Annotated in this window: 7 protein-coding genes; 5 read left to right on the forward strand and 2 right to left on the reverse strand. The window is 74.2% G+C overall.

The genetic code is table 11. The features are described 5' to 3' along the window. Nucleotides 1-55 precede the first annotated feature (55 nt). Nucleotides 56-991, forward strand: a complete 936-nt coding sequence (locus tag IDM40_RS08025) for an NADP-dependent oxidoreductase (RefSeq protein ID WP_193121528.1) — start codon at nucleotides 56-58, stop codon at nucleotides 989-991. A gap of 62 nt (nucleotides 992-1,053) precedes the next feature. On the opposite strand, the gene IDM40_RS08030 is transcribed toward IDM40_RS08025, so the two are convergent. Both IDM40_RS08030 and IDM40_RS08035 read right to left on the reverse strand, forming a co-directional pair. Further along, nucleotides 1,054-1,248: a DUF1918 domain-containing protein gene (locus IDM40_RS08030; protein WP_193121304.1), complete on the reverse strand. Its 195-nt coding sequence runs from the start codon at nucleotides 1,246-1,248 to the stop codon at nucleotides 1,054-1,056. Between the two features lie 136 nt (nucleotides 1,249-1,384). Then, a complete protein-coding gene (locus IDM40_RS08035) occupies nucleotides 1,385-1,969 on the reverse strand; it encodes a TetR/AcrR family transcriptional regulator (RefSeq protein ID WP_193121305.1) in 585 nt (194 codons plus the stop codon). Nucleotides 1,970-2,050: 81 nt separating this feature from the next. Here IDM40_RS08035 and IDM40_RS08040 point away from each other — a divergent pair, with 81 nt between their 5' ends. The 4 genes from IDM40_RS08040 to IDM40_RS08055 all read left to right on the forward strand — a co-directional run bounded on the left by IDM40_RS08040 (nucleotide 2,051) and on the right by IDM40_RS08055 (nucleotide 13,996). Continuing rightward, on the forward strand, nucleotides 2,051-2,926 hold the full coding sequence (locus IDM40_RS08040) for an oxidoreductase (protein WP_193121306.1): 876 nt from the start codon (nucleotides 2,051-2,053) through the stop codon (nucleotides 2,924-2,926). Nucleotides 2,927-3,132: 206 nt separating this feature from the next. Beyond that, nucleotides 3,133-3,372, forward strand: a complete 240-nt coding sequence (locus IDM40_RS08045; protein WP_193121307.1) for a hypothetical protein — start codon at nucleotides 3,133-3,135, stop codon at nucleotides 3,370-3,372. Nucleotides 3,373-3,476: 104 nt separating this feature from the next. Then, the gene (locus IDM40_RS28595) at nucleotides 3,477-13,790 is read left to right on the forward strand and encodes a non-ribosomal peptide synthetase (protein ID WP_193121308.1); all 10,314 of its coding nucleotides are present in this window, start codon (nucleotides 3,477-3,479) and stop codon (nucleotides 13,788-13,790) included. Next, a complete protein-coding gene (locus tag IDM40_RS08055; RefSeq protein WP_193121309.1) occupies nucleotides 13,787-13,996 on the forward strand; it encodes an MbtH family protein in 210 nt (69 codons plus the stop codon). Before IDM40_RS28595 ends, IDM40_RS08055 begins: the two co-directional genes overlap by 4 nt. The last annotated feature ends 10 nt before the right edge of the window (nucleotides 13,997-14,006 follow it).

A 14,006-nucleotide genomic window follows, 5' to 3' on the forward strand; every position in this document is an offset into this window, starting at 1 on the left:
AAGAGCCCACACCGGGCGGAACGGGTGTGACACTGGGGCCATGACGAGCCACACGATGCGAGCCATCAGGCAGGAGACCCTGGGTACCCCCGATGTCCTGAAGGAGGAGGAACTGCCCGTGCCGCAGCCCGGCCCGGGCCAGATCCGTGTCCGGACCGTCGCGGCGGGCGTCAACCCCACCGACTGGAAGCACCGCGAGACCGGCCTGTTCCTCGGTGAGCCGCCGTTCGTGCTGGGCTGGGACGTCTCCGGCGTGGTCGACGAGGTCGGGTTCGGCACGACCCTGTTCCGGCCGGGTGACGAGGTCTTCGGGATGGTGCCCTACCCCTACGGCGTGGGCACGCACGCCGAGTACGTCGTGGGTCCGACGCGGGCGTTCGCGCTCAAGCCGCCCGAGATCGACCACGTCACGGCCGGTGCGGTGCCGCTCGCGGCGCTGACGGCGTGGCAGGCCCTGGTGGACACGGCCGGGGTCGGTGCCGGCGACCGGGTGCTGGTGCACGCCGCAGCGGGCGGTGTGGGACACCTGGCCGTGCAGATCGCCAAGGCGCGCGGGGCCCACGTCATCGGGACCGCGAGCGAGCCCAAGCACACGTTCGTGCGTTCGCTGGGCGCCGACGAGGTCGTGGACTACCGGTCGGTGGACGTCGGCGAGGCCGTCCGCGACGTCGACGTGGTGTTGGACGCCGTGGGCGGGGCCGACCAGGTCGAGAGGTCGGTGCGCGCGCTCAGGCCCGGTGGGACGGTGGTGACGCTGCTGCCGTTCGACGCCCCGGAGACGGCGGCGCGGGCGGAGGAACAGGGGTCGCGGATCGCGCAGATGCTGGTGGAGCACGACCACCAGGGCATGCGCTCCATCGCCGCCCTGGTGGCACGGGGTGCGCTGCGGCCCACCATCGCCGACACGTTCCCGCTGGCGGAGGCGGCCCGCGCGCACGAGATCGGTGAGCGCGGACGGACGACGGGGAAGCTCGTGCTGACCGTCGGGTGAGGCCGGCGTGCATGCGTCGAGGGGGTGACGGCCGGGCCGTCACCCCCTCGTTCCGTCCGGGGTCAGTCCGCGGACGGGCGGGGTTCCACCACGGTCTCGGGCCCGGGGTAGATCACCATCTCCTCGCCGTCGGGGAACCGCACCAGGTACGGCGGGCCGTCGTCGGCGCCGCGGACCTCCACGATCTCTGCTGTTCGCTGCCCGTCGCTGCTGTGGGCCCCGTGCGTGTGCACGAGGTCCCCGATGTGTGCGCGCATGGTTTCCCCCGTTCGAGGCGGACGGATCGGCCGCAACCGGGATCTACCCGGAGGTCCCGCGCGCCGAAACGGTCCGTGCGTACCCTGCTCGCGCGAGCGCGCGGCGAACGTGTCCCCACCGGTGCCGCCTCCGACGTCACCGGGGGCTGAGGCCGGACAGCAGGAGGTCGACGACGGCGGGCAGGTGGTCGTCCAGCTCGTGGCGGGAGCCGGCGTCGGCCAGCGAGGTGAGCCCATGCAGCGTCGCGGAGAGCGTGATCGCGATCGTGCCGGGGTCGAAGGGGGCGATGGTGCCCTCGCGCTGCCCCTCGGTGACGGGGCGCAGCACGGTCTCCAGGAGGCGGCCGACGGCGGCGGTGAGCTCCTCGGGCGGGTCGGGCGTGTGTTTGCGCGCGTACATCAGCTCGAGGAGCGCGGGGTGGTCGAGGGCGAAACCGACGTACCCGCGCGCGAGCGCGAGCAGGCGGTCGCGCAGGGGTCCCGGGGTCTCCACGGCCTCGCCCATCCGGGCGTCCAGGCGCTCGAACCCGGTCAGGGCGAGGGTGTCGAGGAGGTGGTTCTTGTCGCGGAAGTGCCGCCCGGGCGCCGCGTGGCTGACACCGGCCCGGCGGGCCAGGTCACGCAGGGACAGCGCGTCGGGGCCTTGCTCGGCGAGGGCTCTCTCGGCCCCTTCGAGCAGGGCGGCGCGCAGGTCTCCGTGGTGATAGGGGCGGTGGGCCATGCACCCCAGGATAGACGGATGTATACGGTGCCATCATTGTTGTCATTGACAACTTCTCCGGCCGCTGCCTAGGTTGTGGACATGCAGACCAACGCCGTTTCCCTTCCCGACCTGACCGGACGGACGGTCGTGATCACCGGGGCCAACAGCGGCCTCGGCCTCGAGACCGCCCGCATGCTCGGCGGCCAGGGCGCCCATGTCGTGCTCGCCGTGCGCAACGAGGACAAGGGCCGGGAGGCGGCCCGGGAGATCCCCGGCGACCCCGAGGTGCGCCGCCTGGACCTCGCCGACCTGAAGTCCGTGCGCACGTTCGCCGAGGACTGGTCCGGCGACATCCACCTGCTCATCAACAACGCGGGTGTCATGGCGCTGCCCGAGGGCCGCACCGCCGACGGCTTCGAGACCCAGTTCGGCGTCAACCACCTCGGCCACTTCGCGCTCACGAACCTGCTGCTGGAGCACGTGAGCGGGCGTGTGGTCACCGTGTCCTCGGGCCTGCACCGCCTCTCGACCGGCATCCACTTCGACGACGTCAACCTCGAGCGCGGGTACACGCCCTACCGCGCCTACGCGCAGTCGAAGCTGGCCAACCTGCTGTTCACGCTGGAGCTCCAGAACCGTCTGGACGCGGCCGGTTCGCGTGTGCTCTCGACGGCCGCCCACCCCGGGTACGCCGCCACCAACCTGCAGAGCCACGGCGCCGACGCGTTCTCCCGCAACGTGGCGATGTTCGGCAACCGCATCGTCGCCCAGAGCGCGTGGGCCGGGGCCCTGCCCACGGTCTACGCCGCGACCCAGGACCTCGACGGCGCCGGGTTCGCCGGCCCGGGCGGGCTCTTCGGCATGTGGGGCGCGCCCGCCGCCTCCTCACGCAGCCCTGCGGCCAAGGACCCGGTCGCGGCCGAGCGCCTCTGGGAGCTGTCCGAGGAGCTGACCGGGACCTCCTTCCCGCTCTGATCTCCGGTTCACGGGGCGGGGTGCACCACCGGGTGCACCCCGCCCCGTTCGTGTGTCCGGGGTGGTGCGTGTGCCCCGATTCGGCGGGATCGATCGCTGCTCACGAAGAAAAATCGCATCCCGTACCAATCCTCACGCGCTGCGGCTACGGATCCCTCGTGACGCCTGACCGCCCACCCTTCACAGGGACACCGAAAGGACCAACCGTGCTTCCGTCTCTCCGCAGCATCGCCGCCCTCGGGATCACCACCGCCGCCGGGGCCGTGTTCGCCCTCGGCGCCGCCGCGCCCGCCTCCGCGCAGTCCGCGCAAGGTGAGGCCCCCGAGCAGAGCGAGCACGTCGAGCAGCAGGACGCGACCACGGGTGACGACGGACTCCTCGGCCCGGTCCTGGGCCAGTCCGGCCTGGTCACCGTCTTCATCGGCAATTACCAGATCAACCACTGACCGGATCGGTGCGGCCGGCCGCCCATCACTGGCCGGCCCCGCCACGGGCCGCACCGAACACGTCCTGTCATCACATGTTCTGTTCGTCAGGAGCCAGCATCCCCATGCAGACGCCGAGCACGTCCCGCAGACTTCCCCTGACCGCTGCCCAGAAGGGTCTCTGGTACGCCCAGCAACTCGACCCGGGAAACCCGCTGTACAACATCGCCGAGTACGTCGAGCTCCGCGGTGACCTGGACGTCGAGCGGTTCACCCAGGCGGTCCGGTCCATGGTCCTGGAGACCGAGGCCCTGCACCTGGTGTTCGGCGAGGACGAGGACGGCCCGTGGCAGCGGGTCGAACCGCCCGACGACTGGCACATGCCCGTCGTCGACCTGCGCGGGGAGGACGACCCGGACGCGGCCGTGCACGCGCGCATGCGGGAGGACCTCGACAGCGTGCACGTCTCCGAGGGCGGGCCGCTCTTCTCCGAGGTGCTGTTCCTGCTGCCCGACGACCGCCACATCTGCTACCAGCGGGTCCACCACCTGCTCCTGGACGGCTACAGCGCGATGGTCCTGCTCGGCCGGATCACCGAGCACTACGACGCCATGGCCGCCGGCGGGGAGGCGAGCCCCGCATCACACGGGTCCCTGGCCGACCTGCTGGAGGAGGAGGCCGAGCACACCGGTTCCGACCAGGACGAGGCCGACCGTGCGTTCTGGGCCGAGTACCTGCAGGACGGGCCCGGCGACGACGACCACGGCGCGGTGGGGCTCGCCGGGGAGCCGCGCCGTATACCCACCCGTCTGCACCGCGCGACCAGCAGCATCCCGGCCGAGCGCATGGGCGCCCTGCGCAAGGTGGCCGCCGGTGAGCGCACCGGCCCGCACGCCGCCGTCCTGGCCGCCACCGCCGCCTACGTGCACCGCGCGACCGGGGCCCGCGACGTCGTGCTCGGGCTGCCCGTGGCCGCACGCCGCACCGCGCTGGCCCGGTCGGTGCCCTCGATGCTGTCCAACATCGTGCCGCTGCGCATCGCCGTCGACCCGGGTCAGAGCCTGCGTTCCCTCGTCGGCCAGGTCGCCGTGCGCACGCGTGAGGTCCTGCGCCACCAGCGCACCCGGTACGAGGAACTGCGCCGTTTCGTACCCCGCGGAGGGCGCCTGACCGGCCCGTCGGTCAACATCATGCCGGTCGGCCGGGAGCTCACCTTCGCCGGTCTGCCCGCGACCGCGCACAACCTCTCCGTCGGCCCGGTCGAGGACATGTCCCTGGTCGTGCACGGCATCACCGCCGACCAGGACGTGCGCGTCGACCTCGACGGCAGCACCGACCTGTACACCCGCGCGGACCTGGACAGCCACCAGCGGCGCCTGCTGTCCGCCGTGGAAACGCTCGCCCATGCCCCCGACACCACCGTGGGCACGATGCCGCGCCTGCTGCCCGGCGAACGCCCCGAGCTGCTCGACTCCGCCCGCGGCCACACGCGCGAGACCGGCGAGCACACCGTCGTGGACGCCTTCGCCGACCGCGCCGCCGAGCGCCCCGATGCTGTCGCCGTCTCCGCCGAGGACGGCAGCCTCACCTTCGCCGAGCTCGACCTGCACAGCGACCGCCTCGCCCGCCTGCTCAGCTCGCGCGGGGCCGGACCGGGAACCGTCGTGGCCGCCCGACTGCCGCGCACCACCGCCTTCCCCGTCGCCGTGCTCGCCACGCTGAAGTCCGGCGCCGCGCACCTGCCGCTGGACCCCGATCACCCGGAGGCACGCCTGGCGGGCATGGCCGAGGACGCCCGTCCCGTGCTGACCGTCGCCGTCGCCGAGACAGCCCCGCCCGAGCCCCACCCGGACGGCGTCCTGCTGCTGGACGACCCCGCCACCCGCGCGCTGGGCGACCGCGCGTCCGACGCACCGGTGCACGGCCCCCGCCCCGAGGACGCCGCCTACGTCATCCACACCTCCGGTTCGACCGGGCGCCCCAAGGGGGTCCTGGTCGGCCACGCCGCGCTGTACAACCTGTTCCTGGACCACCGCGAACGCCTCTTCGAACCCACCCGGGAACGCCTCGGCCGCAGGGCCCGCGCCGCACTGACCGCCGGAACGTCCTTCGACGCCTCCTGGGACCCGATCCTGTGGATGATCGACGGGCACACCGTCCACCTCGTCGGCGACCGCCTGCGCCGCGACCCCGAGGCGCTCGTCGCCCACCTGGACGAGTCCGGCACCGACGCGGTCGAGACCACGCCGTCGTTCGTGCGCGCCCTGCTCCCCGCGGGCCTGCTCGACACCGGGCTGAGCGTGCTGGCCCTGGGCGGAGAGGCGGTCGACGCCGACCTGTGGACGACGCTGGCGCGCTCGCCGATCCACGCGGTCAACCTCTACGGGCCCACCGAGGCGACGGTCGACAGCCTGACCGCGCCCGTCACCGACGGGACCGCCCCGCACCTCGGCGCCCCGGTGGCCAACACCTCCGCGCACGTGCTCGACGCGTCGATGGAACCGGTGCCCGCCGGCGCCGTCGGCGAGCTCTACCTGTCCGGCGCCCAGCTCGCGGACGGCTACCTGAACCGGAGCGCGCTCACCGCCTCGCGCTTCGTCGCCGACCCGTTCTCCGGCGACGGGTCCCGCCTGTACCGCACGGGCGACCTCGTGCTGCGGGCGCGCAACGGTTCCCTGGAGTTCGCCGGGCGCGCCGACGAGCAGGTCAAGATCCGCGGGTTTCGTGTGGAGCCCGGGGAGGTGCGGGCCGTGCTCGAGCAGCACCCGGACGTGGAACGCGCCGCCGTCGCCGTGGACGGGGAGGGTGCCCTGGCCCGCCTGGTGGGGTACCTCGTGGGCGGTGCCGACCCGGACGCGGTCACCGCACATGCGCGCGCCCACCTGCCCGCGCACGAGGTCCCGGCCGCGCTCGTCGCGCTGGACACCCTGCCGCTCACACCCAGCGGCAAGCTGGACCGTTCCTCCCTGCCCGCGCCCGAGAGCCCGGCGACCGGGTCCCGCGCGCCCCGCACCGAACGCGAGGCCGCGCTGTGCACCCTGTTCGCCGAGGCCCTGGGCCTGGAGACGGTCGGCGCCGAGGACGACTTCTTCGCGCTGGGCGGCCACTCGCTGACCGCCTCGCGCCTGGCCCTGCGCATCCGCGCGGAACTCGGTCTCGCCGTGGCCGTGCGCGACCTGTTCGAGTTCCCCTCCCCCGCGTCCCTGGCCGCGGAGGCCCGGGAAGCGGGGACCGGCGAGGGCGGTAGGACGACCGCACCGGTCCTGCGTCCCCGTGTGCGCCCGCCGGAGGTGCCGCTCGCGCCGGCCCAGCAGCGCCTGTGGTTCGTCAACCGGCTCGACCCCTCGGCCGGGACCTACAACATCCCGGTGGCCCTGCGCGTGCGCGGTGACCTGGACACCGACGCGCTGTTCGGGGCCGTGCACGACCTCGTCGACCGCCACGAGCCCCTGCGCACCGTGCACCCGTGGGGCACCGACGGGCCGGTCCAGGATGTGCGTTCAACGGACCTGGACGCCGCCACCGTGCGCTGCACCGAGGACACTCTGCCGCGCCTGCTCGCCAACGAGTCCTCGCGCGGGTTCGACCTGACCACCGAGACACCGCTGCGTGTGCGGCTGTTCCGGCTCGCCGAGGACGAGGCCGTGCTGCTGCTGGTCGTGCACCACATCGCCGCGGACGGGTGGTCGCTGGCCCCGCTCGGCCGCGACCTGGCCACCGCCTACACCGCGCGCACCGGGGACACGGAGGCGTTCGACGCGCTCCCCGAACTGGCCGTGCAGTACGCCGACCACGCGCTGCACCAGCACGAACTCCTCGGTTCCGAGGACGACCCCGCCTCCCCCTCCGCCCAGCAGCTGGCGCACTGGCGGCAGGCGCTGGCGGGGGTCCCCGAGGAGACGACCCTGCCGCACGACCGTCCGCGCCCGCCCGAGCCCGAGCGCGGTGCGGGCCACGTCGCGCTCACCGTCGGCGCCGGGACCCACCGTGCCCTGGCCGACCTGGCGCGCAGCCGCGGGGTGAGCCCGTTCATGGTGCTGCACGCCGCCCTGGCCGCGCTCCTGTCCCGCCTCGGCGGGGACGAGGACGTGGTCGTGGGCACCCCGGTGGCGGGCCGCGGCGACGGAACCCTCGACGAACTGGTCGGCTTCTTCGTCAACACCCTGGCCCTGCGCACGGACCTGTCGGGCGATCCCACGTTCCTGGAGCTGCTGGACCGGGTGCGCGACGCCGACCTGGCCGCGTTCCAGAACCAGGACGTTCCCTTCGACCGGGTCGTGGAGGAGGCCGCGCCCGCACGCAGCACCGCGCGGCACCCGCTGTTCCAGACGATGCTGTCCCTGCAGAACACCCCCGGGGCCGACCTGCACCTGCCCGGGTGCACGGTGCGAACGGAACCGGGCGCCACGACCGGCACCGCCAAGTTCGACCTGTCGTTCGACCTGGCCGAGGCCGACGACCCCGGATCCGGGCTCACCGGCCACCTCGAGTTCGACGCGGACCTGTTCGACCACGACACCGCCGGCACGATCGCCGACCGGTACGCGCACCTGCTCGACGCCCTCGTGAACGACCCCGAGCGGCCGGTGCACATCCACGAGCTGCGCACCGACGGCGAGATCGCGCGGGAGGAGGCCGAGGAGGCACGCGCCCGCGGCACCGTCCCCGCCGGAACCGTCGTGGACCGCTTCCGCGAACAGGTGCGCGCCACCCCCGGCGCGACCGCGGTGACCGCCGACGACGCACGCCTCGACTTCGCCGCGCTCGACACCCGGGTGCGCGCGGTCTCCCGCCGCCTGGCCGAGGCCGGGGTCGGACGCGGGGACGTGGTCGCGGTCGCCCTGCCGCGTTCGACCGACACCGTCGCCGCGCTCCTGGGTGTGCTCGCCGCCGGCGCCGTCCACATGCCCGTGGACGCCGCCCACCCGGCCGAGCGCATCGCCGGGCTGATCGACGAGGCCGCACCGGCGTGCGTGATCACCAACCGCGCCTCCCCCGTCGATCTGCCCGAGGGGACGCCGCGGTTGGACCTCGACGCCCCGGTGCCCTGCACGCCCGGTGCGGCCCTGCCCGAACCGCCCCGGCCGGAGGACCCCGCCTACCTCATCCACACGTCCGGTTCCACGGGGCGGCCCAAGGGGGTCCAGGTCTCGCACCGGGCCCTGAACAACCTCCTGCACTCCCACGTGGAGCACGTCTTCACGCCACAGGCCGAGCGCTTGGGCCGGCGACTGCGTTTCGCCCACACCGCCGGGGTGGCCTTCGATGCCTCCTGGGACCCGATCCTGTGGATGGTCGCGGGGCACGAACTCCACGTCGTCCCCGACCGGGTGCGCCGCGAGCCCGATGCCCTCGCCGACCACCTGCGCGGCGAGCGCGTGGACGGCATCGAGGTCACACCGAGCCTGGCCGGGCAGCTCGCGCACGCCGGCCTGTTCGGGGCCGCGGACGGCCCGAGTCTGGTCGCCCTGGGCGGCGAGGCCGTCCCGCCCCGACTGTGGCGGCAGCTGCGCGAGACCGACGGGGTGTTCGCGCTCAACCTGTACGGGCCGACCGAGGCCACCGTCGACAGCCTCATCGCGCGCTCCGACGAGGAGGACGACCCGGTCATCGGCCGTCCCGTCGCCAACACCGGAGCCCGGGTGCTGGACAGCCGCCTGCGCCCGGTGCCCTCCGGTGTGGTGGGCGAACTCCACCTGACCGGGGCCGGGCTGGCCGACGGCTACCGGGGCCGCCCGGGGCTGACCGCCGAGCGCTTCGTCGCCGACCCCGCGGCCGACGACGGATCGCGTATGTACCGCACCGGCGACCTCGCAGTGCGCCGCCCCGACGGGGTACTGCGTTACGTGGGGCGCGCCGACGACCAGGTCAAGGTGCGCGGGTTCCGGGTCGAGCCCGGGGACGTGGAGGCCGCCGTCGCCGCGCACCCGGACGTCGCCCAGGCCGCGGTGGTCGCCACCGGTGCCGACAGCGCCGACGCCCGACTGGTCGCCTACGTGGTCCGCGGCGGGGCCGACCGCATCGACCCGGAGTCGGTGCGCGACGGGGCGGCCGAGCGCCTGCCCGAGCACATGGTCCCCGCCGCCGTCGTGGAGCTGGACGCCTTCCCGCTCACCCCGAACGGCAAGCTCGACCAGCGCGCGCTCCCCGAGCCCGCGCACACCGGCGGGCGCGGCCGGGCCCCGCGTTCCGGCGACGAGAACACCCTGTGCTCGCTGTTCGCGGAGACCCTCGAGGTGCCCGAGGTCGGCATCGACGACAGCTTCTTCGACCTGGGCGGGCACTCGCTGCTGGCCACGCGCCTCATCGCGCGCATCCGCACCGTGCTCGGGGTGGAGCTACAGGTGCGCACCCTGTTCCAGGCGCCCACGGTCGCCCGGCTCGCACGGCACCTGGGCACCGGCGACCGCGCCCAGACCCCGCTGCGTCCGGCCGCCCACCGGCCCGAGCGTGTGCCGCTCTCGCACGCGCAGCGGCGGCTGTGGTTCCTCAACCGTATGGATCCGGAGGCCGCCGACTACAACATCGTCATGGCGCTGCGTCTGACCGGCCCGGTCGACGTCGCGGCCCTGCGCAGGGCGCTCGGTGACCTGACCGCACGCCACGAGAGCCTGCGGACGGTGTTCCCCGAGGTGGACGGAACCCCGTACCAGCACGTGCTCGGTCCGCCCGAGGAGGACGACCGCCTGCGGGTGCGCCGCGCCGCCGACGAGGACGGGATGCACGCCCGCGCCCGCGAACTGGCCGTGCGCGGGTTCGACCTGCGCACCGACCGGCCGCTGCGGGCCGAACTGGTCCGCCGCACCGACGAGGACCACCTGCTCGTCGTGGTCGTGCACCACGTCGCCGGGGACGCCTGGTCCACGCTCCCGCTCGCCCGCGACCTGTCGACCGCCTACGCCGCGCGCTGCGACGGGAGCCACCCCCGGTGGAGCGCCCTGCCCGTCCAGTACGCCGACTACGCGCTCTGGCAGCGTTCCCTGCTCGGCGACGAGGACGACCCCGACAGCCTGCTCTCCCGCCAGCTCGGTTTCTGGTCCGGGCGCCTGGCCGGCCTGCCCTCCGAGCTGCGGCTGCCCACCGACCGCCCGCGGCCCGCGACCTCGCGCCAGCGCGCCGGGTCGGTGCCCGTGCACATCGGCCGCGACCTGCACCGACGCCTCCTGGAACTGGCACGCGGGTCGTCCGCGAGCCTGTTCATGGTGCTGCACGCCGCCCTGGCCGCGCTCCACACCCGTCTGGGCGCGGGCGAGGACATCGTGGTCGGCAGCCCCGTGGCCGGACGCACCGACGACGCGCTCGACGACCTGGTCGGGTTCTTCGTCAACACCCTGGTCCTGCGCACCGACACCTCCGGGAACCCGTCCTTCACCGACCTGGTGCAGCGGGTCCGGGACGAGTGGCTGGCCGCCTACGCTCACCAGGAGGTGCCCTTCGAACGGGTCGTGGAGCACCTGGCCCCGGAACGTGTGCTGGGCCGCCACCCGCTGTTCCAGACCATGCTCGCCCTGCAGAACACGCAGGAGGCCGTGGTCGACCTGCCCGGCCTGGACGTGCACGCCGAGGACGTCGACGACGGCGCCGAGGCCAAGTTCGACCTGCTGTTCACCCTCGGGGAGCGCACCGACGACCTGGCCGCACCGGACGGCATCGACGGCACGCTCGCCCACAACGCGGAGCTCTTCGACGAGTCCACCGCCCGTGACCTGGCCCGGCGCTTCGTGCTCGTGCTCGAGGCGGCCGCACAAGCCCCGTCCGCGCCGCTGGGCCGCCTGGACGTGCTGGCCCCCGGTGAACGCTCCGATCTGCTGGAGAGCGGACGCGGGCCCGACCGGGGGCAGCCGGCCGGGACGGTCGTGGAGCTCTTCGACGCCCGCGCCGAGGAGACCCCGGGGGCCACCGCCGTCGTGCACGGCGATCAGCACGTGGACTTCGCCGGTCTGCGCGATCGTTCCCAACAGCTCGCCGACGCCCTCAGCGGCGGGGGTGTGGGCCCCGGCGACACCGTCGCGGTGCTGCTGCCCCGCGGCATCCGCACCGTCTCCACACTGCTGGGGGTGCTGCGTTCGGGCGCCGCGTACCTGCCCGTCGACACCGCCTACCCGGACGGGCGCATCGCACAGATGCTCGCCGACGCCGACCCGTGCCTGGTGGCGGCCGACGCCGGCACCGAGGAGCACGTCCCCGACGGGCACCGGGTGCTGCGCGTCGACCTGCCGCTGCCGGAGAGCGTGCCCGGGCCCATGGTTCCGGGTCCCGGCCCCGCCGGGGGCGACGACACCGCCTACGTCATCTACACCTCCGGGTCGACCGGACGGCCCAAGGGTGTGGAGGTCGAGCACCGGTCGCTGACCAACCTCTACGGCCAGCACGACGACGCCCTCTTCGCGCCCGCCGCCGCTCACCTGGGGCGGAGGCTGCGGGTCGCCCACACGGCCGGGGTGGCCTTCGATGCCTCCTGGGACCCGATCCTGTGGATGGTCGCGGGGCACGAACTCCACGTCCTCGACGACACCCTGCGGCGCGACCCCCGTGCCATGGCCGCACACCTGCGCGACGCCGGCATCGACGCCCTGGAGGCCACGCCCTCCTACGTCCGCCAGCTCATGGCCGAGGGCCTGCTCGAGGGGGACGGCGGCCCCTCCGTGGTGGCCCTGGGCGGCGAAGCGGTCGACCAGGAACTCTGGGCCGACCTGCGCGCCCGTCCCGGCCTGCACGCCCACAACTTCTACGGGCCCACCGAGGCCACCGTCGACAGCGTCGTCGCCCGCATGGAGGACCGCGCCGAGCCCACCATCGGGCGGCCCGTCGCCAACAGCTCCGTGTACGTGCTCGACGGCGGGCTCCAGCCGGTTCCGGTGGGCGCGCTCGGGGAGCTGTACCTCTCCGGCGCAGGCCTGGCCCGGGGTTACCGCGGTCGTCCCGCGCTCACCGGTTCCGCGTTCGTGGCCGACCCCTTCGCGGGGGCGGGCGCGCGCATGTACCGCACCGGCGACCTCGTGCGGTGGGCCTCCGACGGGCACCTGGAGTTCGTGGGGCGCGCCGACGACCAGGTCAAGATCCGCGGGTTCCGCATCGAACCCGGCGAGGTCGTGGCCGCCCTGGACCGCCACCCCGACGTCGCTCACAGCACCGTGGTCGTGCACGGCGACGACCCCGCCACCCGCCGCCTGGTCGCCTACGTCGTCGGACACGGCGGCAGCGACCCGACCGCCGACTCGCTGCGCGCCCACCTGGCGCACACCCTGCCCGAGCACATGGTTCCGGCCCAGTTCGTCGCCATGGCCGCGCTGCCGCTCACCCCGAACGGCAAGCTCGACCGCGACGCCCTGCCGGAACCGGAGACCGTGGACACCGGAATCCGGGGCCTGCCACGGGGGCCGCGGGAGGAGCAGGCGTGCGCACTGTTCGCCGAGGCGCTCGGACGCGCGCGGGTCGGCGTGCACGACAACTTCTTCGAACTGGGCGGGCACTCGATGCTCGTGCCCGGGCTCGTCGACCGGCTCTCGGAGGTGCTCGGGAGCGACGTCGGTGTGGCCACGCTCTTCCGCGCCCCGACCGTGGCCGCCCTGCTGGCGGTCGTGGACGGGGCCGGCGACGGGGTCTCCGGCGAGGACGGGCTCGGCCGGGTCCTGGCCCTGCGACCCGGCGGCACCCGCACGCCGCTGTTCTGCGTGCACCCCGCCGGCGGGCTGGCCTGGCCCTACGCCGGGCTGCTGCGCCGACTGCGCCCCGACCAGCCGGTCTACGGGCTCCAGTCGCCCGCGGTCGAACCGGGCGGCACCACGACCGGCCGCAGCATCGAGGACCTGGCCGAGGACTACATCGCGCACATGCGCAAGGTCCAGCCCGAGGGCCCGTACCGGCTGCTCGGGTGGTCGTTCGGCGGCCTCCTCGCGCAGGCCGTGGCCGCACGCCTGCACCGGGAGGGCGACCGCGTCGACCTGCTCGCGGTGATGGACGGGTTCCCCGCGGGCCAGGAGGACAACGACGGCTTCGCCGGACGGCCGGAGCTGCTCGCCGCGTACCTGGAAGCGCTCGGTGTGCCCGCTGCGGCCGACGCGGAGCTGGACGCCGACGGGCTCCTGGAGGCGCTCGCACACCACGGCCACCCGCTGGCCGGCCTCACCCCGGAGACGGTCGACGCCCTGGCGCGCGGGTTCAGCCACCACGCAGACCTCCTGCGCCGGCACACACCTGACGTCCACCACGGCGACCTGCTGTTCTTCACCGCCACGGAGGGCAAGGGGCCCGGCGCCCCCGATGCCGGAACGTGGCGGCCGTACGTCACCGGGACGGTCGAGGACCACCCGGTGCAGACCACGCACTCGGCGATGACCGGTGCCCCGGCCCTGGACCGCATCGCGCCGGTCCTGGCCGAGCGCCTGGAACCAGCCACCACCGCACTCCACGCGGACCGACGGAAGGACCAGCCATGACCAACCCCTTCGACACCGACGACGGCAGTTTCCTCGTACTCGTCAACGACGACGGCCAGCACTCCCTGTGGCCCGGGTTCCTCCCGGTCCCCACCGGGTGGGCGCTGATCCACGGGCCCGACGACAAGCAGCCCTGCCTGGACTTCATCGACGAGAACTGGACCGACCTGCGTCCCCGCCGGCACCGCGAGCTCGACCGCGCCTGACCGGAACACG

This window comes from Nocardiopsis coralli (genome assembly GCF_014892575.1).
Taxonomy (GTDB): Bacteria; Actinomycetota; Actinomycetes; order Streptosporangiales; family Streptosporangiaceae; genus Nocardiopsis; species Nocardiopsis coralli.

What these genes read in the sequence shown, in the direction of transcription:
- IDM40_RS08040 (WP_193121306.1), top strand. Translation starts at nt 2,051, where the DNA reads ATGCAGACCAACGCCGTTTCCCTTCCCGACCTGACCGGACGGACGGTC.
- IDM40_RS28595 (WP_193121308.1), top strand. Translation starts at nt 3,477, where the DNA reads ATGCAGACGCCGAGCACGTCCCGCAGACTTCCCCTGACCGCTGCCCAG.
- IDM40_RS08030 (WP_193121304.1), bottom strand. Translation starts at nt 1,248, where the DNA reads ATGCGCGCACACATCGGGGACCTCGTGCACACGCACGGGGCCCACAGC.
- IDM40_RS08025 (WP_193121528.1), top strand. Translation starts at nt 56, where the DNA reads ATGCGAGCCATCAGGCAGGAGACCCTGGGTACCCCCGATGTCCTGAAG.
- IDM40_RS08035 (WP_193121305.1), bottom strand. Translation starts at nt 1,969, where the DNA reads ATGGCCCACCGCCCCTATCACCACGGAGACCTGCGCGCCGCCCTGCTC.
- IDM40_RS08055 (WP_193121309.1), top strand. Translation starts at nt 13,787, where the DNA reads ATGACCAACCCCTTCGACACCGACGACGGCAGTTTCCTCGTACTCGTC.